The following is a 20285-nucleotide window of genomic DNA, read 5'->3' on the forward strand; positions in this document are numbered from 1 at the left end:
ACTCAAACTGAAATTTTAAATACACAACTGGATGACTTATTTGGATGAAATTTTACAAGCACGTCGCGATACCCGTCATTTTACGAATGAGGAAGTGCCCGATGCGGTAATCAACAAAGCATTGCAGGCGGGGCATTGGGCGCCATCTGTGGGTTTGACCGATGCTACAAAATATTATCTAATCAAGTCCGATGAAATAAAAAAAGCCGTTAAAGCATTGTTTGTAGAATACGACAACAAAGCGGCTAGTAAAACAGATAGCGAAGAGCAAAAAGCAGCTTACAAAGCATTAAAACTAGAAGCAATCGAAGAGGCGCCCATTGGTTTGGTGATTTGCTACGATCGATCGGTTTTGAATAATTTTACCATTGGTACCGTTGGAAGTAACGAGGCGATTAAATTTAGTGCCGTTTGTGCCGCTCAAAACATTTGGCTGTCCTTAACCGAGCATGGTTTTTCGATGGGTTGGATTTCGATTTTAAACTATTATCAATTCAAGCAACTATTAGGATTGCCCGAACATCTGGAACCGCTGGGGTATTTTTGCGTAGGCAAACCCGCCACTAATTATGACAATCAACCCATGTTGCAGCAACTGAATTGGAAACAAAAATCGGATGTTCCTTTTGTAACAGAAATAACAGAACCACATTATAAGACTGAGACTGTAACAGAATCGAAAGTGTCTCGATTACAAGAGATTTCAATTACCGACGCTTTAAAAGTAAAAATTGACAGTAAAACCAAACCAACAGGATCTTTAGGAATGCTGGAGGAAGTAGCGCAACAATTAGGTGAAGTCTTTCAAACATTAAATCCAAAAATAATACAACCCAACTTAGTAGTTTTTGCTGCGGATCATGGTATTGCCAATCATGGTGTAAGCGCGTATCCACAGGATGTAACCCGACAAATGGTGACTAATTTCCTCGAAGGTGGTGCGGCGATTAATGTTTTTTGTAAACAAAATAACATCAAATTATCAATTGTAGATGCGGGTGTGAATTATGATTTTGCTCCAAATACCAATTTGATTGCAGCGAAAGTTGGTAATGGGACGCAGTCCTTTTTGCATGTGCCTGCTATGAGTACAACCGAATTTAATTTGTGTTTTTCAAAAGGAAAGGCCGTTGTTGAAACTATTGCAAAAACGGGCAGTAATTGCATAGCTTTTGGTGAAATGGGCATTGGGAATACGTCGACAGCTTCGGTTTTGATGAGTATTATTACCCAAATTCCGCTTGAAAAATGTATCGGATTAGGAACTGGTGTAAGCAATGAAAGATTAAAAGAGAAACATAAAATACTGCAAAAAGCAGTAGATAATTATTCAGGTTCCGATAAGCTAGAGGATAAGCTGGCTTACTTTGGTGGATTCGAAATACTACAAATGGCATCGGGCATGTTGACGGCCTATGAAAATAATATGCTGATTCTCGTAGACGGTTTCATATGTAGTGTAGCTTTTTTGATTGCGCATCAAATGAATCCTGAAATTATCAAGAACGCTATTTTTTGTCACTGCTCAGCGGAGCAAGCCCATGTGAAATTATTAGAATTTTTAAATGTGAAACCTATTTTGCAACTAGGATTACGCTTGGGCGAAGGCACGGGTTGTGCTCTTGCTTTTCCACTTATCCAATCAGCAGTGGGATTTTTAAATGAAATGGCCAGTTTTGAAAGTGCCAATATTGCTGCTAAATTGCAGTAAATTGCAGTCATTTGGTATGGTTTATCACTCTCGAGATTCTTTGGCTACAGCCAAATTAATGCTTACATCTTTATACAATTATGAAAAAAGAACTCCATATATTTTTTACTGCTTTAATGTTTTACACTCGGATTCCTTGTCCTAAAAACATTGACCACAATCCCGATTATTTAAACAAGGCATCACGCTATTTTCCCTTGATTGGTTGGATAGTAGGAGGGATTGCATTTGGTGTTTTTAGCTTTTTTCAATTTTTAGTGACGCCTGAGATCGCAGTGATTATCGCTATGATTGCCTCCATATTGGTGACAGGTGCTTTTCATGAAGACGGTTTTGCCGATGTTTGTGATGGTTTTGGTGGTGGCTGGACCAAAGCGAAAATCCTCCTGATTATGAAAGATAGCGCCATTGGAGCTTATGGAGCGATAGGTGTCGTGCTATTATTTTTATTAAAATACCAAACCTTATCTTTTTTGGTTTCAAAATCAGATGCACTGACATTTCAAGGGCATTTAATGGTTTTTTTATTATTTGTTTCGGGCCATTCTTTGAGCCGATTGGCAGCAATTTCAATTGTTTTTACGCATGAGTATTCGCGAGAAGACGCTACAAGCAAAAGCAAACCTATAGCGCAAAATTTTTCTTGGCGAGAAGTTATTGGCGCGTTCTTTTTTGGGCTGTTGCCACTATTATTTTTGGTTGCTATTCAATGGCAATTGATCTTGGTTTTAATACCTATTTCTGTGGGTCGTTTTTTCTTGGCGCGCTATTTTCAAAAGTGGATTGACGGTTATACAGGAGATTGTCTAGGCGCAACGCAGCAAGTATGTGAAGTTTTATTTTATTTATCAGTTATAGTGATATGGAAGTTTATTTAGTACGCCACACCGAAACAGTTTGTGAAAAAGGAATCTGCTACGGGCAATCAGATGTTGCCATTTTAGAACCTTTTCTAGAATTATTCGAATCCATCAAAAAGCAACTTCCGCAGGATGCAATCGTATATTCGAGTCCATTAGACCGTTGTACACAATTGGCTCGTCATATTTCGAAAGATCTAATTACGGATTCCCGCTTGATGGAAATGAATTTTGGTGACTGGGAACTTAAAAGTTGGGATGAAATCCCTTCTGATGACATTACCCCTTGGATGAATGATTTTGTTAATGTAGCTGTACCAAACGGAGAATCATTTGTGCAATTACACCATCGCGTACTAGATTTTTTAAATAAAGAAATTGAAACAGCTAGTTCAAGACCGGTAGTAATTGTTGCTCATGCTGGTGTTATTCGAAGTATTCTTTGTGAAATTTCGGGCTTACCATTAAAGGATGCTTTTACGAATAAAGTTGATTTTGGATCCGTACTAAAGGTCGAACTATAGTCTTTTTTTTGACCTATAATAAATGTTAGTTTTCTTCTAATTATATGTTATATTTGCCGCCGTATTGAGGTTGCTGTTTTATGATTATAAAATAGCATTAAAAGGGAATTAGGTGAAATAATGCCGAGAGCTACTTTTTGATTGTACTAAATCAAAACGAGTGTATCTAAATTTTTAAATCCTAAGCTGTACCCGCAACTGTAAGCTAATACGCTTGTTGTTATCTACAAAACCATTGTTCGTTTCGGCGGATGAGAAGGTCAACAACAAGACGCAAGCCAGGAGACCTGCCTACTACATCGAGTATCAAACTTTCGGGAAAAAAGGTTTGGGTATGGGTCATTCTATGCTTTTCTCCCATTTATTAGTCATGTAATAGGTAATAAACTGTTGCTAAATTTAACAAAATGAACAAAAAAATCGTTCGTATTAGTGCGCTATGTCTATTAGTAAGCGCTTGTACATTTGCACAAAAAAAAGGAATCGTACTTCCTGTTTCCAATGAATTGGATGAGGTGGTGATCACCGACTCTAAATTTGCTTTGCCTAAGGAGAAATCAGGTAAAGTAATTATTAAAATTACTGCCGAAGACTTAAAGAAAAGGCCAGGGCAATCCGTAGCTGCCGTATTGAGTACTGTTGCTGGTGTTGAAATCAATGGAAATCAGAGTAGAAACGGGAAAGATCTAGGTCTGTACATCAGGGGTGGAAGAGGACATCAAGTTTTAATTCTAGTAGATGGCGTTCCTGTTACTGATGCATCAGGGATTAACTTGTCCTACGATTTACGCTTGTTAGCTGTGGATCAAGTTGAAAGTATCGAAATCATGAAAGGCGCTGCTAGTACATTATATGGTTCAGGTGCTGCGACAGGAGTGATTAACATTACTTTGAAAAAAGCGGACAAAAAAGCAATTGCTGGAAACGTTTATTTAAACATGGGAACGCAAGGTGTTGCTAAAGAAAATAGTACCAAGATAAACGACTATAATCAAGGTTTCTCTTTCAATGGGAAGTCGGATAAGTTTAATTATTTTGCAGCATTAAACAGTACGGAAACTACTGGTATTTCTGAAGCTAAACCAGCTACCAACAATGTAACTTTTGAGCCAGATGCTTTTTCAAGAGTAAATTCGATTGTAAAGTTTGGGTTTACACCGAATAAAAAAGTATCACTAGACTTTTTTACTAGTTATGATAAATTGCGAAATGAGTTTGATTCAGGATCATTTGCGGATAACAAAGTAAATTTTTCAACTTCTGAGCAATATCGTGTTGGTTTTTCACCAAAGTATAAGTACAATGGCGGAGAAGTTGTACTGAACTCAAGTGCAAGTTCAATTGATCGCGAATTATTTAATTTTGGTAGCTTTTCGTACTATAAATCTCGAAATGTAAATGCCGATCTATTCAATAAGTACACTATTATTCCAGAATTATTTATCGTAACCGGAACGCAGTTTCAGTTTTATGAAATGTCAAATAAAAGTGATTATGCCTACATACCGGAAACTTTAGCTAAGTTTACGATGTTTGATCCTTATGCAACTGTGGTGTACAATGCTGAATCAGGTTTCAACCTTAATGCTGGTGCACGTTATACGATGCATAGTAAATTTGGGAATAACCTAGTTTATAATGTAAACCCTTCCTTCCAGCTTTCGACTTTGCCTTTAAAGTTAGTTGCATCGTATAGCACTGCATTTGTTGCACCTAGTTTGTATCAACTGTACTCTGAATATGGTGACTTAAATTTGGCGCCTGAGAAAGATGCTACTGTCGAATTTGGTTTTGAAGCTCGATTGCTTAATAAGAGAGTAACGGTAACTTCTATTGCATTTTTTAGAGAAGAAACGGATGCTATTGGTTTTGATTTAACTTCTTATCAATATTTTAATGTTTTAGGGAAAAATAAGGCAAGAGGTGTAGAGACTACTTTACTTTTTGATTTAAACAGTAAAATTCGTTTTAACGCCAATTATACTTTTACTGATTTAGAAAGACAATCTCGTATTTTGAATCCAAAAAATAAAGTAAATGCCGGATTTGATTTTCAAGCAACCGAAAGACTAGCGTTTAGTGCAACCTATCAATTTGTTTCAGATAGATATACGGAATACACAACCTACCCAGCTCCTGCGTTTAACCCTGTTTTAAATTCAGAAATTCTAAAAAATTATCAATTGGTTAATGCAAACATTCGATACGTATTGATCAAAAACAGAATGAATATTTTTGCATCTGCAGACAATATATTAGATAAAGACTTTGTTGAGGCAAGAGGTTTTAGTACTAGAGGTCGCAACTTTAAAGTAGGATTGAATATTAGTTTGTAATAGTTAAGTAGTAGTCATAAAAAAAGCTTTGTTTCTTGAAACAAAGCTTTTTTTGATATAGGGTAATCACGAATTAATAATTAGGTAGAATTAAATTCAAAAGCTTCTTTGTGAGACGCTGTTAGTAATTTGATTCAGAAACAAACTTAAAAAAATATATACATAAAAGTCTTAAAATTATATTAATTTTTTACTAGGAACTAGAACGAATACGAATTCTGCCGATTTTTACCCCACTATACAACTTAAAAAAAAGAATGACAATTTGACATTTTTAAAGAATTGGCAGTACTTTTGCCATCCAAAGGAAAGTGCAAAAATGAAGTTTAAGAATATATTTAAAAATACAAGTAATATGGCTGCTGAAAATACAGAAATCGATCAAAATTTAGAAGAGGTAACGATTGAAAATAACACAACTGAAGAGCAAGTTGCTGTTGAGGAATTAACTGTGGAAGAGCAATTAGCAAAGGACTTAGCACAGGAAAAAGATAAGTTCTTACGATTGTTTGCTGAGTTTGAAAATTATAAAAGACGTACTACCAAAGAGCGTATTGAATTGTTTAAAACAGCAAATCAAGAGGTTTTATTAGCAATGTTGCCAGTATTAGATGATTTCGATAGAGCCATTGTTGAGATAGCTAAATCTGAAGATGAGGTGATGACTAAAGGGGTTGAGCTAATTCACGAAAAACTAAAAAATACTTTAGTAGCAAAAGGATTGGAAGTAGTTGATGTAAAAGCTGGTGATGCATTTGATGCTGATTTTGCTGAAGCAATAACTCAAATTCCTGCACCTAACGATAAAATGAAAGGTAAAATTGTAGATGTTCTTGAAAAAGGATACAAATTAGGAGAAAAGATTATTCGTTTCCCTAAAGTAGTAATCGGACAATAGTTTGCAAGAGAAGCATGTAAATAGTGCAACTTATCAAAAGAAAAAATTAAAATGAAAAAAGATTTTTACGAGATATTAGGTATTGCTAAAGGTGCAGATGCTGCAGCCATTAAAAAAGCCTACAGAAAAAAAGCGTTAGAATATCACCCTGACAAAAATCCTGGAGACAAAGCAGCAGAAGAAAAATTTAAGGAAGCTGCTGAAGCTTACGAGATTTTAAGTGACGCAAGCAAAAAAGCCAAGTACGATCAATACGGACATCAAGCTTTTGATGGTTCCGGTGGTTTTGGCGGTGGTGGTCATGGAGGTATGAACATGGACGATATCTTTAGCCAATTTGGAGATATTTTCGGTAGCGCCTTTGGTGGTGGTGGCGGATTTGGAGGCGGTGGCGGAGGCCAACGTCGTACTAAAGGAAGTAACCTACGTATCAAAGTAAAATTAACACTGGAAGAAATTGCTAACGGTGTTGAGAAAAAAGTAAAAGTAAAACGCAAAGTGCAAGCCGCTGGCGTATCGTATAAAACCTGTGGGACTTGTAATGGACAAGGTCAGGTAATGCGTGTAACGAATACCATTTTAGGTAGAATGCAATCAGCTTCTACTTGCCCTACTTGCGGTGGTTCAGGTCAAATTTTGGATAAAAAACCAAGTGAAGCTGATTCACAAGGAATGATTCTTGAAGATGAAACGGTTTCAATTAAAATTCCAGCAGGAGTTGTTGACGGAATGCAGTTAAAAGTTTCTAATAAAGGAAATGATGCACCTGGAAATAGCGTTCCTGGAGATTTAATTGTTGCTATTGAAGAGCTTGAACACGAGTTTTTAAAGCGTGAAGGTGAAAATTTACACTATGACTTATACATCAGTTTCGCTGAAGCTGTTTTGGGAGTTTCTAAAGATATCGATGCAATCAACGGTAAGGTGAGAATCAAACTAGAAGAAGGTATTCAATCTGGAAAAATCCTTAGGCTGAAAGGCAAAGGAATTCCAAGCATCAACGGTTATGGTAACGGAGACTTACTTGTTCACGTTAATGTATGGACTCCAAAAACGTTGAATAAAGAGCAAAAACAATTTTTCGAGAAAAACATGACGGATGATAACTTTGTGCCACATCCTGAAAAATCAGATAAATCCTTTTTTGAAAAAGTAAAAGATATGTTCTCGTAGATTACTTAAACTACAGGAATTAATAATAGCATACCAACCCATCTTCAACCAATAAGAAGATGGGTTTTTTATGTAACAAGTGGTCCCAATTCCATACTAATTATTTACTTTTACAACAGTTAAGTTGTAGCAGTTCAACTCGCCCAGTAAATTCAAAAATACAGCATGAATAACTTATTAGAAGTAAATAAAGTAGTCAAGCAATACGGTGATTACGTAGCGCTTAACGAAGTGTCATTATCTGTTCCTCAAGGTAGTATTTATGGGCTTTTAGGTCCTAATGGTGCCGGAAAAACTTCCCTCATTCGAATTATAAACCAAATTACAATGCCTGATAGTGGTACCATCATATTGGATGGTGAAAAACTACAACCCAAACACGTGCAATACATTGGTTACCTACCCGAAGAAAGAGGGTTGTACAATAGTATGAAAGTTGGAGAGCAATGTTTGTATTTGGCTCAAATGAAAGGATTGTCCAAAGCCGAGGCTAAAAAACAACTAGAGTATTGGTTTGATCGCCTTGGAATTCAAGGTTGGTGGAATAAAAAAATTCAAGAACTTTCGAAAGGAATGGCTCAAAAAATTCAATTTGTCGTTTGTGTTTTGCACAAGCCTAAATTATTGATTTTTGATGAACCTTTTTCGGGTTTTGATCCGGTAAATGCAAATGTAATTAAGGACGAAATTTTAGCCTTGCGTGACCAAGGGGCAACCATCATATTCTCAACACACCGCATGGAAAGTGTAGAGGAATTATGCGATCATATTGCTTTGATTCACAAATCGAATAAGTTAATCGAAGGAAAACTTGATAATGTCAAACGACAGTTCAAAACCAATAGTTTTGAAGTAGGGATTTTATCCGATAATGTCGAAGGATTAATGTATGATATCACCCAAAAATTTACCGTTAGTCCGGCTCATTTTAAATCCTTGAATAAGGAGTTAAAACTTGAAATTCAATTAGGGAATGCCATGCCTAACGAGTTGCTACATCTTTTAACGCAGCGTGGACAGGTTACTCATTTTGTCGAAAAAATACCAAGCGTAAATGATATTTTTATACAAACCGTACAGGAAAAATAAACGCTAAATTTAATAAGTCCAATTATTTAATTCAGCTTTGGACTTCCTACTTCAAAAAACAACATTATGAGTATAATAGCATTAATCATAAAAAGAGAATTTATTGCCAAGGTGCGTAATAAATCTTTTATCGTCATGACTTTTTTAAGTCCGCTTTTATTTGTGGCAATCGCGGCATTTGTAGGTTATTTGAGTTCTATGAAAGCGGATACGAAGCAAATAGCCATTCACGATGCATCGGGATTATTTGTTAAAAATTTTACTGCTCAAAACAGTAAAAAAGGCGAATATAAATACGTCGATTTATCAGCAATTGACACACAAATATTAAAAGATAGTATCGTAACAGAGTCATACGATGGTTTGTTAGTGATTCCTGCGGCGACTGCTATGAATGATTTCGAAACTAAAATTCAGTTTGTCTCAAACAGCAGTCCTAGTATTTCTTTTATTGAAAATGTACAAGATGTGATTGCTACAAAGATCACGAACATCAATCTTGAAAATGCACATTTAGATACTTTAGCCATCCAAAAAGCACAATCAAAAGTCAATATCAGTTTAACTAAAGCAACTGGTGAGCAATCCATGAAGGGATTGAACGAGATAAAAATAGCTATTGGTGGCGGTTTTGGTTATCTCATCATGATGTTCATTATAATTTATGGAAATATGGTGATGCGATCCGTAATTGAGGAAAAAACCAATCGTATCATCGAAATTATTATCTCATCCGTTAAGCCGTTCCAGTTAATGATTGGTAAAATAGTAGGAACCTCATTAGCCGGAATTCTGCAGTTTTTAATTTGGGCAGTAATCGGACTTTCCCTAATGTTTGCAGCTTCCTTTTTCTTTGGTATCAATGCAACGCCTACCGCTAAATTATCACCGGAATTAATGCAACAAGCACAGCACGAATTTGCAGGAACAGCACAAATGTATATTAAAGAGCTATGGAATTTGCCAATCGCAACCATCCTAATCTCTTTTCTGATCTATTTTATCGGAGGCTATTTCTTATATAGTTCGTTTTATGCAGCAATTGGAGCGGCAGTCGACAATCAAACCGACTCACAACAGTTTTTACTACCTGTAATAATGCCATTAATGCTAAGCGTTTATGTTGGTTTTTTTAGTGTTGTAAATGATCCTCATGGTACAATTGCCGTTGTTTTTTCAATGATTCCGTTAACATCACCTATTGTAATGCTCATGCGAATTCCATTTGGTGTACCTTTGTGGCAAGTTGCCATTTCGGTCACTTTACTATTCGTGACATTTTTTGGAGTGGTATGGTTTGCCGCTAAAATATACCGAATAGGGATTTTAATGTATGGTAAAAAACCAACTTGGAAAGAGCTATACAAATGGCTTCAGTACTAATAATTAGAATGAGTAGGAGCGAATGGCTTGGTTTTTGTCAGTTTTCATAGTACCTGCTATCGCCTAAATCTCAAGCTCCCTAAAGATCGGGAGCATGAGGATACCGGCTCTATCAGGGCTAAAAAGCCAAGATGGTTTTGTATTTGGAAGATCAGCTTCCAATTCCTATTAATGATAAAATAAAAAAATATGCCTAAAATACTGATTATAGAAGACGAAGCAGCAATCCGAAGAGTATTAACTAAAATACTGTCCGAAGAAAACGAAAGCTACCAAGTAGAAGATGCCGAAGACGGAATTTTAGGATATGAAAAAATAAAAAATAACGATTACGATTTGGTGCTTTGCGATATTAAAATGCCAAAAATGGATGGTGTAGAACTACTTGAAGCTGTCAAAAAAATAAAGCCCGAAATTCCAATCGTTATGATATCCGGTCACGGAGATATGGAAACTGCCATAAATACGATGCGATTAGGAGCGTTTGATTACATTTCCAAACCACCTGATTTAAACCGTTTATTAAATACGGTTCGAAACGCTTTAGATAAAAAACAACTTGTAGTTGAGAATAAAATCTTAAAGAAAAAGGTCAGTAAAAATTACGAAATGATAGGCGAAAGCGAAGCTATTGATCATATCAAAGTCATGATCGATAAAGTAGCCCCAACCGAAGCCAGAGTATTAATTACTGGACCTAACGGAACAGGTAAAGAGCTTGTAGCCCATCAACTTCATGAAAAAAGTGAACGTGCTAGTTTTCCTTTAATTGAGGTCAATTGTGCCGCTATTCCATCGGAATTGATTGAAAGTGAGTTGTTTGGTCACGTCAAAGGAGCCTTTACTTCGGCAGTAAAAGACAGAGCAGGTAAATTTGAAGCAGCAGACAAAGGAACTATTTTCTTAGATGAAATTGGAGATATGAGTCTTTCGGCTCAAGCCAAAGTTTTGCGTGCTTTGCAGGAAAGTATGATTACCAGAGTAGGAGCTGATAAGGATATCAAAGTGGATGTGCGTGTCGTAGCCGCTACTAACAAAGACCTAAAACTAGAAATCGCCGAAGGTCGTTTTCGCGAAGATTTATACCATCGATTGGCAGTTATTTTAATTAAAGTACCTTCGCTGAATGAGAGACGGGATGATATCCCAATGTTGATTGCACATTTTGCAAACAAAATTGCTTCGGAACAAGGAAATGCAGTTAAAAAATTCTCTGACGATGCCGTTAAATTACTGCAGGAATACGATTGGACCGGTAATATCCGTGAGCTTCGAAATGTGGTCGAGCGATTGATTATCCTTGGCGGAAGCCAAATTTCAGAGAATGACGTGAAGCTATTTGCTTCTAAATAATATAAAGTTAAATTAGGTTTAAAAATGCAATTCTGCGCTATTAATGCGAAACGATTGGTTTTTAAATTTTCAATACTAAAGAATGAAACTAAAAAAAATAAACGAAGGTCTTAAAGAATCGTTAGTAGCAAACGGACTAACAACTCCAAATGCCATGCAGGCAGACACTTTTTCAACGCTTAAAAGTGGTGCAGATTGTATAATTATAGCGCCTCCCGGCAGCGGAAAATCAACTACGATTGTTATTAATGTTATTCAGCAATTGGTTAAGGAAGGGGAGCAGTCACCTCGTGCGCTAATTTTAGTTGAAAGCAAAGAGAAAGTACTTGCTATGAAAGTGCTTTTTGAAAAGTATGGTAAACATACGGATCTAACGGTTTACGGCGTACACGAAAAAGGAGATTTGGAATATGATAAAAATTTCATTTCTGGTGGTGTAGATGTTTTAATTGGAACACCTACAAAGCTAAATGACATGTTTACAACAGCGGGTTACAATGTAAACCGTCTAAAAATGTTTATCGTTGATGATGCTGATGCCGTTTTAAAATTGCGTCACGAAACTAAAATCATGCGCATCTCTAATAGTATTGCAAGAACGCAACGCATTATTTTTTCTGAAAAGTTATCAGAACGAATTGATAGTCTTGCTGACAAAATGATGGAAGAACCGTTTTTATTCGAATTTGATGGGGAAGATGACGAAGAGGATGAGGATTCAGATGAAGAAAACGAATTAGAGAAAGAGGAAGAAGAAAATAACAATTAAAAAGATACCATGGGATTAATGAAAGTGTTTTCAGGAAGTGAAATTTTAGCAATGGCGCTAAAAGAAAAAATCGAAGCGATAGGAGTTGATGTATTGATGAAAGACAATATTCAATCGGCTAGATTGGCAGGATTTGGAAGTTCAGGATCAGCAGTTGAATTATTTGTTCAAGAAACAGAATTTGCAAAAGTAAATCCCGTGATTGAAGAATTTAGATTGAGTATTTAAAACCAATTGGTCCTAAATAATTAAAGTAAGAAACCTTAGCTGTCCAAAAGCCGAGGTTTCTTTTTTAGGTATAAGAAATTAAAGTTATGAAATATAAAATGCTGGTTTTAGACATGGATGACACCTTGTTAAATGATAACCATAAAATTTCAGAGGAAAATAGGTTAATGTTGGCCCAAGCCAAAGAAAAAGGAGTGTTAGTAATCCTAGCTTCGGGACGACCAACACCTGCCATGACCGCGTATGCAAAAGAACTTGGTTTGGAAGATTCCTATATGATTTCGTATAACGGAGCAGTAATTACTAACTTAAAAGAAAACGAAGTTATTTTTGAGCAAACACTTACGCAAGAGCAAATTCATGAATTGTACGATTACAGTGTGCAGCACAACACTCACATTATAACATATGCAGAGGGAAAGGTGGTAAGTGAAACTAGCTCTGAATATATTGATATAGAATTAAATATTACAGGTTTACAACACCATAAAGTGGCTGATTTTAAAGCAGCAGTGCAGTCGTCAGCAGTGAAATGTATTTTATTAGAAGAACCTTCGTATTTAAAACAAGTAGAGCAGGATTTAAAACTTGCCATGCCTCATTTAAGTGTGTGTATGTCTAAACCTTTTTTCTTAGAAGTAGCTCAAAATGGCATAGACAAAGGCGCTAGTGTAAAATTCTTAGCCGAAAAATTAAATATTTTACAATCTGAAGTGATTGCCGTTGGAAACGCAGGTAATGATTTGTCCATGATCGAGTACGCTGGTTTAGGTGTGTGGGTCGATAATGTAGATGCTCACCTGCGGGACAAAGCAGATGTTGTTGTAGCCTCTAACAACAATGATGGCGTAGCCGAAGTTGTGAAGAGATTTATCTTAGCCTAATTACTTTCAAATAAAAAAACCGTTAGAATTTATTTAATCCTAACGGTTTTTTGTTGTTTTTGACTTTCTATTGTAAAATCATAAATGTCTTTTTTCTTTTTCCATCATTCATCATAATGAATTTGTTGGATTCATAAGTACCATAATAAGGCAGGTAAAACTCATTGTTTTTATTGTCTTGAATTTTGTTGTACGCTACTTCTCCCGTTTTTGAATATTCTAGATCGTATAATGACGTAGATTCTAACCATGATTTGGATAATTTAACGCGTCCGTCTGCTTTTTCAGTTAAGTTTTTACCGGAGTTTAAAATAAGGTGTAAACTGTCATCTTTCAAAAAAGCATTGTAGGATGGGTTGTTGGCTTTTTTAAAAACGCTTCTTCCCCAAACTAAATCTCCAGCTGAATTGAACTTTAAAATTAAAATATCATCGTAGTGATAAACGGTTTGCATATAACCACCGTAGGCTCCAGAGCTCACGTATACTTGCGATACATAAAATTCTTCGGCAATAAGGAACGTATTGTTTTCTTTGTCTTTTAACAAATAGTCAATATCAAAATTTCTCAATTCTTTCTGCTTTTCACTTTTGTTTTCTGCTTCTCTATATCCGTATAAGTCATCGTATACTTGTTTTGGTAAATTCTGTAGTTTTTTTGATTTGACAGTCAAATTATCGGTATCGATGATAAAATTGCAACCACCTTTAATTCTATTGACATTTAATTCAGAATAAAAACCAATTAGCTGCAATTCATTTTTATTAAATGAAATGCTCAAGGATTTAATATGTTCCTTTTCTAAATCGACTAAAATAAAGCTGGTTTTTGCTTTCGTAATTTTGTTTAATACAAACTGATAATTAGCTTGTCCCTGATTTTTTTTATTTGAAGAACCTTCAATGTATAATTTACCCAAAGAGTAAACCGTAGCGTCGTTAGTAATGTAAAGATCATTGTGCTCAAAAGTTTTTTCAACATCTTCCTGATACGATGTTGTAAAGACTAAATTTTCATTTTTAGATTCATAAACTCGTACTGTGTAGGAGTTTTTGTTTTTAAGAATGTTATCAGTGGCAATTGCAAAATAGTTACCATCAGGTGATAAAGCGAAATTAGTCTTATGTTTGTTTTTGGTGCTAAATAAAGACTGATTTTTTTCGACAGTAGTTGTAAAAATCGTAGTCTTATTATATAATTTTGTAGATAAATTGAGTGTGTGACAGTACAGTACTCTTTCATTTTTACTAGGGGAAGCAACTGTAAATAATTTTACTTGATCTTTATAGAATAAATCACCAACATATTGTTCATCGTCTTCACTAGCAACCTTTTTAGAAAAAGTTTTAGCGAGTTTACTGTCAAAAATATCGAATAAAAAATCTTTTTTACCATTTCTAATGATGGAAGTTTCACCGGACTGCGCTGTGTGTATGGATAGGATATCAATCGATTTGATATCATCTTCATATTCCGCACTTTCAGTTACTTTTAGTTGCGTGTTGGTTTGTGCTTGAGCAAAATAACTGTTTATCAATAAGCAGATTAGAACTAGTTTTTTCATAAAATTTTTTGTTTTGTATTTCGTTTTGGTTGGTTTGTGATAAAGTATTAAGTCAAGGATAGTAGTCATAAACTATAAAACCACGGTAGAGTGACTTTTTACTTTTTCTTTTTAGGAGGTTTACACGCTTTGCAAAAATCAGCAAGGGCGTCTATTTGTGAAAGCACCTTTGCGTTAAGAACGGTAAGTTTACCTTCATCTTGGCCTAAGTTGGTCGCTTTAGAAGCAATACCATTTTGTTCAATTAATTCTTTTTCTATTTGCTCGTATAAAGGTTTCAAAAAAGTAATATCTGAGAAGGTTCCTTTGTTTTCATATATTTTTTGTCTCAATTTGCGCGCATACAACTCGGATAAATTGAATTGGTATTGAGCAAATTGGACTAATTTATTTGCGGTAGCAGCATCTGGAGCAACGATCATCGCAGCATCTTTCTGGAAAGCACAGCTTACTTTTGAGTTGAAATTTTTAGTAAACATAAATTCTACATTACTCATTTGGAAACCAAATTCTAAATTAGAAGCGGTTTGCATTGACGTAATAGTTGTGCCTCCCACTTGCGTTTCATTTGATTGAAAGTCGGATAACTGTAATTGATACGTGCCATCCCAGTCTATTTTATTTTGTGCAGTTCCTAAAACTGAAATAAGCAGTGCTAGCGTAAGAAAAAATTTGTTCATTGTGGTTTTTGATTTTGGTAACGGTCGTAAAAGTATCTAAAAGTATTGATTTTTGAACTTGTTTTTAAAGCTAATCTCACAAACAGTACAGAGTAAATTGCTAAATTCTAATTTGTTTCTAAAAAATGTTTGTAAATTTGCACACGCTATTTTTTGACAACGATTTCATCAATAGCGTTCATTTATGGAAAATAGAAAAAAAGTTGCCTTTTACACCTTAGGTTGTAAACTAAATTTTTCGGAAACATCGACAATCGCTCGTAGTTTTCAAGACGAAGGATTTGATCGCGTAGATTTTGAAGAAGTGGCGGATATGTATGTAATCAATACTTGCTCCGTTACTGAAAATGCCGACAAGCAGTTCAAGCAAGTTGTCAAAAAGGCAATGAAATTAAACAACCAAGCCTTTGTAGCTGCCGTTGGATGCTATGCTCAGTTAAAACCTGAAGAGCTAGCCGCAGTTGATGGAGTTGACCTAGTTTTAGGGGCGACCGAAAAATTTAAAATCACTGATTATATTAACGATTTGTCTAAAAACGACATGGGCGAAGTGCACTCGTGTGAGATCGCTGATGCTGATTTTTATGTGGGTAGTTATTCCATAGGTGATCGAACTAGAGCATTTTTAAAAGTGCAAGATGGTTGCGATTATAAATGTACATATTGTACTATTCCGTTGGCACGTGGAATTTCACGTTCAGACGAATTAGAAAATGTATTGAAAAATGCCGCCGAAATTTCGAAGCAAAACATCAAAGAAATTGTGCTTACGGGTGTCAATATTGGAGATTATGGTAAAGGCGAATTTGGAAATAAAAAACACGAACATACTTTTCTTGAATTAGTGCAAGCCTTAGATGAGGTCGAAGGAATTGAGCGATTACGAATTTCATCGATAGAGCCTAATTTATTAAAAAACGAAACGATAGAGTTTGTCTCTAAAAGCCGAACTTTTGTACCGCATTTCCACATTCCGTTGCAATCAGGAAGCAATGCGATTTTAAAGTTAATGAAGCGCAGGTATCAAAGAGAAGTCTATACCGAAAGAGTCAATAAAATTAGAGAAGTCATGCCTCACGCCTGCATAGGTGTGGATGTGATCGTTGGCTTTCCTGGTGAAACCGATGAACACTTTCTAGAAACCTATCATTTTTTGAATGAAATGGATATTTCATACCTACATGTTTTTACGTATTCAGAACGTGATAATACAGAGGCTGCTGCTATGGATGGCGTGGTTGCTGCCAATGTTCGTGCTAAACGCAGTAAAATGTTACGTAGTTTATCTGTAAAAAAACGTCGTGCTTTTTATGAAAACCAATTAGGAAGCAACAGGACTGTTTTATTCGAAAGTGAAAACAAAGAAGGTTACATTCATGGATTTACCGAGAACTATGTAAAAGTAAAAACACCTTGGAATCCGGCTTTAGTAAATACACTGCATGACATTAATTTAACTCGAATTGATGAAGACGGAAGTGTGAGAATGGAATTCCTAAATGTAGAAGTGTAAACTCAAAAGGGATTAGAATAGAAAAACCATTAAGAAAATAGCATCTCTATTTCTTAATGGTTTTTTTTATGCAAGCTTTTAAATTGACGGCCAATAGCTGTATTAATCTTCTTTAATTACCAATTGTAAAGAGTTAATGTAGTCCGTATCGAATTCAATGACTCTAATTTTATCAGGGTTAAAACTTAACTCTCCGCCAAATTCACCTCGTATATCAAGGAAGTCAATCGTGAGCTCTTCCTTGTTCAATTCGATTAATTTTCCAAGATAAGCTGATTTTGATGATTTTTTTGCGATTTGGAATACGCCATATTTTTTATCCAAATAGCTAATGATTGAAGCTAAATCTTTAATAGGAATAATGTCCTCGGCGTTGGTTTTTACTCCTTTCAACCGAATCACTTTCTCAGTAAACTCATGGTCTTCGTCGCGATGGATGCTTTTTACATTTTTGTTTTTAAGCAAAACATAGCCGTCTACGATAAAATCAACCGGGTTGTTCCGCAGCAAAATCCACTCATCAGAGTAATCAATTAAAAAACCTGAAAATATTTCTCTTTTATCTTCAAATTCTATTGAAATTAATTGTCTTAAATATTTTTCCATTGGACTGTAAATTAGGGATTAGTAGACCAGATACTGCTGTTTTTGATAAAAACTCTTTTGTTTAACTTTAACTGTGCAATGATTAATTCGGCAATATCTTCTGCTTGCATGACGGTTTCAGGATTCCCATCCGTTAATTTTAATTCTTTGGCCATATCAGTGGCAACGGTACTTGGTGTTAACGCTGTTACACGCACATTATGTTTGCGCATTTCCTGCATTAGCGAGTCAGTTAATCCAAGAACAGCAAATTTAGATGCACTATACGCGCTGGTCATCGCATTACCGGCCAAACCTGCTGTGGATGAAATATTGATGATATCACCTGACTGTTGTGCTATCATTGTTGGCAATATAGCGCGGGTCATATAATAGGTTCCCATTAAATTTACTTGAATGATGCGTTCCCAATCGGTAGGTTCTAAATCTAGAAATTTACCAAAAGAGGCAATTCCCGCATTGTTAATTAAGATGTCGATAGTACCAAATTCAGCCAAAGCTTTTTCAGCTGCTAGATTAACCGAATTGATATCAGCAACATCAGCAGTGATCGCGAGTGCTTTTACACGCAACGCTCGTGCTTTCGCAGCCACATTGTCAATTTCTTCTTGCGTTCGAGCAACTAAAATAACATTTACCCCTTCTTTTGCTAGTGCAAGTGCGATTGCTTTTCCTATTCCTTTTCCAGCGCCTGTGATTAAGGCCGTTTTATTTTTGATATCGGTCATTATGTTTTTAATTATATTTTGATAAACAAAGTTAAGGCTTTGGAATTTTTTAAATGATATTAAAAAGTTAAAAATGGAATCGCTGAAAAGCGACTTTTCTTAAAATTTGATAAGATTATCCAAAAATTACGTAACAGCTAAGAAGACTAAAGGTTGCAATTTTACATCAGAAGATTTGCATGATAAAAGCCGTAGTAAAATTAAAGCTAAAACGGTAGAAAACTAGTCAAGTGAATCTAATAGCAACCATCAATAAAAAAATATTAAAACTAATTTTATGAAAAAGATACATCTACTTCTAGTCGGTTTTGCAATGACAGCTTTAGTTTCTTGCAAACAAGAGACTACAAAAGAATCCAATGAAACAAAGAAGCCTGTAAAGGTAATTGAGCGTCATGAACCAAAAGAGGTTTCTTATTCGTTAGAAAACACCCAAGACTGGCTAGCCAAAAATAAAGAAAGTATTACCAGCTTGCAAATTGCATATGCTATAAATAGAACGGATGCAGCCAATTTAAAGAAAATGGATTCGATTATAGTTCCTAAAGATTTAAGCGGTGATTTAGAATTTTATTTGCCTTTTCCGCTTGAGGTGGAAGCGTTGAATGAGGTTGACAAAATTATTTTGTTTTCCTATCCTTCTCAAACCTTTGCCGCTTATGAAAACGGACAATTAGTTCGTACAGGACCTACTAATATGGGAAGAGAAAAAGATCAAACGCCAACAGGTTTATTTTTTACCAACTGGAAAGCAGAGGAAACTACGAGTACTTTTAATGACGAATGGGATTTAAAATGGAATTACAACATCGAAAATAAACTTGGAGTAGGTTTTCACCAATATGAATTACCTGGTTATCCAGCTTCACACTCTTGTTTGCGTTTGCAAGAAAGAGATGCTCGTTACTTATACGACTGGGCTGATCAATGGGTTCTTGCTGATGTCGAAACGGTAAAGGTAAAAGGAACTCCAGTGGTTGTTTTTGGGAAATATGATTTTAAAGCTCCAAAGCCATGGTTAGCCTTGCTGAAAAACTCAAAGAGTTTAAACTTAACCGAAGAGGATATCCAACAGTTAGTGCAACCGCATTTGAACACTATTATGAAAGAGCAAAAAAACAGAGCTGCTAATAAAGCGTAATCCTACTTTAGATCCAAAGTCAATTTATGAATCGTACTTTCTTGCACATCATTATCCTTATCCTCACAGAGTAGGAATTGAATTTGGTCTTTAGTTTTTGAATATAGAGTTAGCCCTTCAAATTTATTTGTAGGGCTAATTTTTTTTGTAAAATCTATTTTCATGGTTTCGATGTCAATTCGGCCAATAATGCTTCCCAATATTTCGCCGTCGTCATAAGTGTTGACTGTTTTTTCGGCTGAGGCCAAAAAGTAAATTTTGTCTTCGACTTTGATCGCATCGGTAAACGAAGTTCGCACTCCTTTTATTTTTGGAAGTTTGTACGTATTGGCAATTAAACTAAATTCCTGATCTAGTTTTTGGGCATGGAGCGTATAAATGATATTTTTATTGGTACTTCCGTTACCACGATTGAATAAATACCAATCTTCGCCGGTATAAATGACACCTTCAAGGTTAAAATCTTGGGGTAAAACTGATTCAAAACTCTGCATCACAGCATAAAGATCCGTGAGGTTATTGGTGCTTGTCTTTTTTTTTGTTTTTAAATCGAAGGCAATCATTGTATTTCGTTTGTCAGTCGATCCTGAGCCAAATACATACAAGGTATCTTGAAAATGAGTTAAGGACTCAAAATCAGGTTTGTCTTTTTTTGGGATGTTTGGCAGAGCGTTTTTTAATAGCGGATATTGGTTTAGAGTTTGTGTGGGGATCGCATACTCATAGATAAAACCACTGTTATCACTAATAATGTATAGTGAATTCTCTTGATAAAAAAGTCCTGAAGCAGCACCAATGCCGACAATATGAAATAGGATTTCGAGCGTGAATTTCTCCATGAATTG

19 protein-coding genes and 1 riboswitch are annotated in these 20285 nt (G+C 35.5%); of the genes, 14 read left to right on the plus strand and 5 right to left on the minus strand.

Annotated features, from left to right (window positions below; genetic code table 11):
• Positions 1-31: 31 nt before the first annotated feature.
• The 12 genes from cobT (at position 32) to ACZ2G0_RS07950 (ending at position 13208) form a co-directional block, all read left to right on the plus strand.
• Complete coding sequence (gene cobT, locus ACZ2G0_RS07895) at positions 32-1711, plus strand: nicotinate-nucleotide--dimethylbenzimidazole phosphoribosyltransferase (RefSeq protein ID WP_470309774.1); 1680 nt, start codon at positions 32-34, stop codon at positions 1709-1711.
• Between the two features lie 80 nt (positions 1712-1791).
• Positions 1792-2589 carry an adenosylcobinamide-GDP ribazoletransferase gene (locus ACZ2G0_RS07900; RefSeq protein ID WP_470309775.1) on the plus strand — a complete coding sequence of 266 codons (798 nt, stop codon included), beginning with the start codon at positions 1792-1794 and terminating at the stop codon, positions 2587-2589.
• Complete coding sequence (gene cobC, locus ACZ2G0_RS07905; RefSeq protein WP_470309776.1) at positions 2574-3095, plus strand: alpha-ribazole phosphatase; 522 nt, start codon at positions 2574-2576, stop codon at positions 3093-3095. Before ACZ2G0_RS07900 ends, cobC begins: the two co-directional genes overlap by 16 nt.
• A 49-nt stretch (positions 3096-3144) precedes the next feature.
• Positions 3145-3404: riboswitch (cobalamin riboswitch) on the plus strand.
• A gap of 98 nt (positions 3405-3502) precedes the next feature.
• The gene (locus ACZ2G0_RS07910; protein ID WP_470309777.1) at positions 3503-5431 is read left to right on the plus strand and encodes a TonB-dependent receptor plug domain-containing protein; all 1929 of its coding nucleotides are present in this window, start codon (positions 3503-3505) and stop codon (positions 5429-5431) included.
• A 319-nt stretch (positions 5432-5750) separates the two neighbouring features.
• Positions 5751-6329 (plus strand): nucleotide exchange factor GrpE, encoded by a 579-nt coding sequence (locus tag ACZ2G0_RS07915; RefSeq protein WP_300288956.1) that lies wholly within the window; start codon positions 5751-5753, stop codon positions 6327-6329.
• 51 nt (positions 6330-6380) lie between these two features.
• Complete coding sequence (dnaJ, locus tag ACZ2G0_RS07920; RefSeq protein ID WP_470309778.1) at positions 6381-7502, plus strand: molecular chaperone DnaJ; 1122 nt, start codon at positions 6381-6383, stop codon at positions 7500-7502.
• A gap of 165 nt (positions 7503-7667) precedes the next feature.
• Positions 7668-8591: an ABC transporter ATP-binding protein gene (locus ACZ2G0_RS07925; protein ID WP_470309780.1), complete on the plus strand. Its 924-nt coding sequence runs from the start codon at positions 7668-7670 to the stop codon at positions 8589-8591.
• A gap of 66 nt (positions 8592-8657) precedes the next feature.
• On the plus strand, positions 8658-9974 hold the full coding sequence (locus tag ACZ2G0_RS07930) for an ABC transporter permease (protein WP_470309781.1): 1317 nt from the start codon (positions 8658-8660) through the stop codon (positions 9972-9974).
• A 189-nt stretch (positions 9975-10163) separates the two neighbouring features.
• Positions 10164-11327 carry a sigma-54-dependent transcriptional regulator gene (locus tag ACZ2G0_RS07935; protein ID WP_470309783.1) on the plus strand — a complete coding sequence of 388 codons (1164 nt, stop codon included), beginning with the start codon at positions 10164-10166 and terminating at the stop codon, positions 11325-11327.
• An 82-nt stretch (positions 11328-11409) separates the two neighbouring features.
• On the plus strand, positions 11410-12096 hold the full coding sequence (locus ACZ2G0_RS07940) for a DEAD/DEAH box helicase (protein ID WP_470309784.1): 687 nt from the start codon (positions 11410-11412) through the stop codon (positions 12094-12096).
• A gap of 9 nt (positions 12097-12105) precedes the next feature.
• Entirely contained in the window at positions 12106-12324 is a 219-nt protein-coding gene (locus ACZ2G0_RS07945) for a DUF2007 domain-containing protein (protein WP_470309785.1), read from the plus strand.
• An 86-nt stretch (positions 12325-12410) separates the two neighbouring features.
• The gene (locus ACZ2G0_RS07950) at positions 12411-13208 is read left to right on the plus strand and encodes a Cof-type HAD-IIB family hydrolase (protein WP_470309786.1); all 798 of its coding nucleotides are present in this window, start codon (positions 12411-12413) and stop codon (positions 13206-13208) included.
• A gap of 67 nt (positions 13209-13275) precedes the next feature.
• On the opposite strand, the gene ACZ2G0_RS07955 is transcribed toward ACZ2G0_RS07950, so the two are convergent.
• Positions 13276-14772, minus strand: coding sequence for a hypothetical protein (locus ACZ2G0_RS07955; protein WP_470309787.1), 1497 nt, complete (start codon positions 14770-14772; stop codon positions 13276-13278).
• 98 nt (positions 14773-14870) lie between these two features.
• A complete protein-coding gene (locus ACZ2G0_RS07960; protein WP_470309788.1) occupies positions 14871-15452 on the minus strand; it encodes a hypothetical protein in 582 nt (193 codons plus the stop codon).
• Positions 15453-15636: 184 nt separating this feature from the next.
• Here ACZ2G0_RS07960 and mtaB point away from each other — a divergent pair, with 184 nt between their 5' ends.
• Positions 15637-16965, plus strand: coding sequence for a tRNA (N(6)-L-threonylcarbamoyladenosine(37)-C(2))-methylthiotransferase MtaB (mtaB, locus tag ACZ2G0_RS07965; protein WP_470309789.1), 1329 nt, complete (start codon positions 15637-15639; stop codon positions 16963-16965).
• Positions 16966-17067: 102 nt separating this feature from the next.
• Here the strand turns inward: mtaB and ACZ2G0_RS07970 are convergent, their stop codons facing one another.
• A complete protein-coding gene (locus tag ACZ2G0_RS07970) occupies positions 17068-17571 on the minus strand; it encodes a hypothetical protein (RefSeq protein WP_470309790.1) in 504 nt (167 codons plus the stop codon).
• Positions 17572-17582: 11 nt separating this feature from the next.
• On the minus strand, positions 17583-18299 hold the full coding sequence (locus ACZ2G0_RS07975) for a 3-ketoacyl-ACP reductase (protein WP_470309791.1): 717 nt from the start codon (positions 18297-18299) through the stop codon (positions 17583-17585).
• A 277-nt stretch (positions 18300-18576) separates the two neighbouring features.
• Between ACZ2G0_RS07975 and ACZ2G0_RS07980 the strand changes: the two genes are divergently transcribed.
• Entirely contained in the window at positions 18577-19440 is an 864-nt protein-coding gene (locus tag ACZ2G0_RS07980) for a L,D-transpeptidase (protein ID WP_470309792.1), read from the plus strand.
• Between the two features lie 2 nt (positions 19441-19442).
• Here ACZ2G0_RS07980 and ACZ2G0_RS07985 read toward each other — a convergent pair whose 3' ends face one another.
• Positions 19443-20279 (minus strand): DUF6929 family protein, encoded by an 837-nt coding sequence (locus ACZ2G0_RS07985; RefSeq protein WP_470309793.1) that lies wholly within the window; start codon positions 20277-20279, stop codon positions 19443-19445.
• Positions 20280-20285 lie beyond the last annotated feature (6 nt).

It is taken from the genome of Flavobacterium sp. KKT103 (genome assembly GCF_055640565.1).

Bases quoted from the DNA above. Each gene is read 5' to 3' on its own strand.
- cobT (WP_470309774.1), top strand. From the start codon at position 32: ATGACTTATTTGGATGAAATTTTACAAGCACGTCGCGATACCCGTCAT.
- ACZ2G0_RS07900 (WP_470309775.1), top strand. From the start codon at position 1,792: ATGAAAAAAGAACTCCATATATTTTTTACTGCTTTAATGTTTTACACT.
- cobC (WP_470309776.1), top strand. From the start codon at position 2,574: ATGGAAGTTTATTTAGTACGCCACACCGAAACAGTTTGTGAAAAAGGA.
- ACZ2G0_RS07910 (WP_470309777.1), top strand. From the start codon at position 3,503: ATGAACAAAAAAATCGTTCGTATTAGTGCGCTATGTCTATTAGTAAGC.
- ACZ2G0_RS07915 (WP_300288956.1), top strand. From the start codon at position 5,751: ATGAAGTTTAAGAATATATTTAAAAATACAAGTAATATGGCTGCTGAA.
- dnaJ (WP_470309778.1), top strand. From the start codon at position 6,381: ATGAAAAAAGATTTTTACGAGATATTAGGTATTGCTAAAGGTGCAGAT.
- ACZ2G0_RS07925 (WP_470309780.1), top strand. From the start codon at position 7,668: ATGAATAACTTATTAGAAGTAAATAAAGTAGTCAAGCAATACGGTGAT.
- ACZ2G0_RS07930 (WP_470309781.1), top strand. From the start codon at position 8,658: ATGAGTATAATAGCATTAATCATAAAAAGAGAATTTATTGCCAAGGTG.
- ACZ2G0_RS07935 (WP_470309783.1), top strand. From the start codon at position 10,164: ATGCCTAAAATACTGATTATAGAAGACGAAGCAGCAATCCGAAGAGTA.
- ACZ2G0_RS07940 (WP_470309784.1), top strand. From the start codon at position 11,410: ATGAAACTAAAAAAAATAAACGAAGGTCTTAAAGAATCGTTAGTAGCA.
- ACZ2G0_RS07945 (WP_470309785.1), top strand. From the start codon at position 12,106: ATGGGATTAATGAAAGTGTTTTCAGGAAGTGAAATTTTAGCAATGGCG.
- ACZ2G0_RS07950 (WP_470309786.1), top strand. From the start codon at position 12,411: ATGAAATATAAAATGCTGGTTTTAGACATGGATGACACCTTGTTAAAT.
- ACZ2G0_RS07955 (WP_470309787.1), bottom strand. From the start codon at position 14,772: ATGAAAAAACTAGTTCTAATCTGCTTATTGATAAACAGTTATTTTGCT.
- ACZ2G0_RS07960 (WP_470309788.1), bottom strand. From the start codon at position 15,452: ATGAACAAATTTTTTCTTACGCTAGCACTGCTTATTTCAGTTTTAGGA.
- mtaB (WP_470309789.1), top strand. From the start codon at position 15,637: ATGGAAAATAGAAAAAAAGTTGCCTTTTACACCTTAGGTTGTAAACTA.
- ACZ2G0_RS07970 (WP_470309790.1), bottom strand. From the start codon at position 17,571: ATGGAAAAATATTTAAGACAATTAATTTCAATAGAATTTGAAGATAAA.
- ACZ2G0_RS07975 (WP_470309791.1), bottom strand. From the start codon at position 18,299: ATGACCGATATCAAAAATAAAACGGCCTTAATCACAGGCGCTGGAAAA.
- ACZ2G0_RS07980 (WP_470309792.1), top strand. From the start codon at position 18,577: ATGAAAAAGATACATCTACTTCTAGTCGGTTTTGCAATGACAGCTTTA.
- ACZ2G0_RS07985 (WP_470309793.1), bottom strand. From the start codon at position 20,279: ATGGAGAAATTCACGCTCGAAATCCTATTTCATATTGTCGGCATTGGT.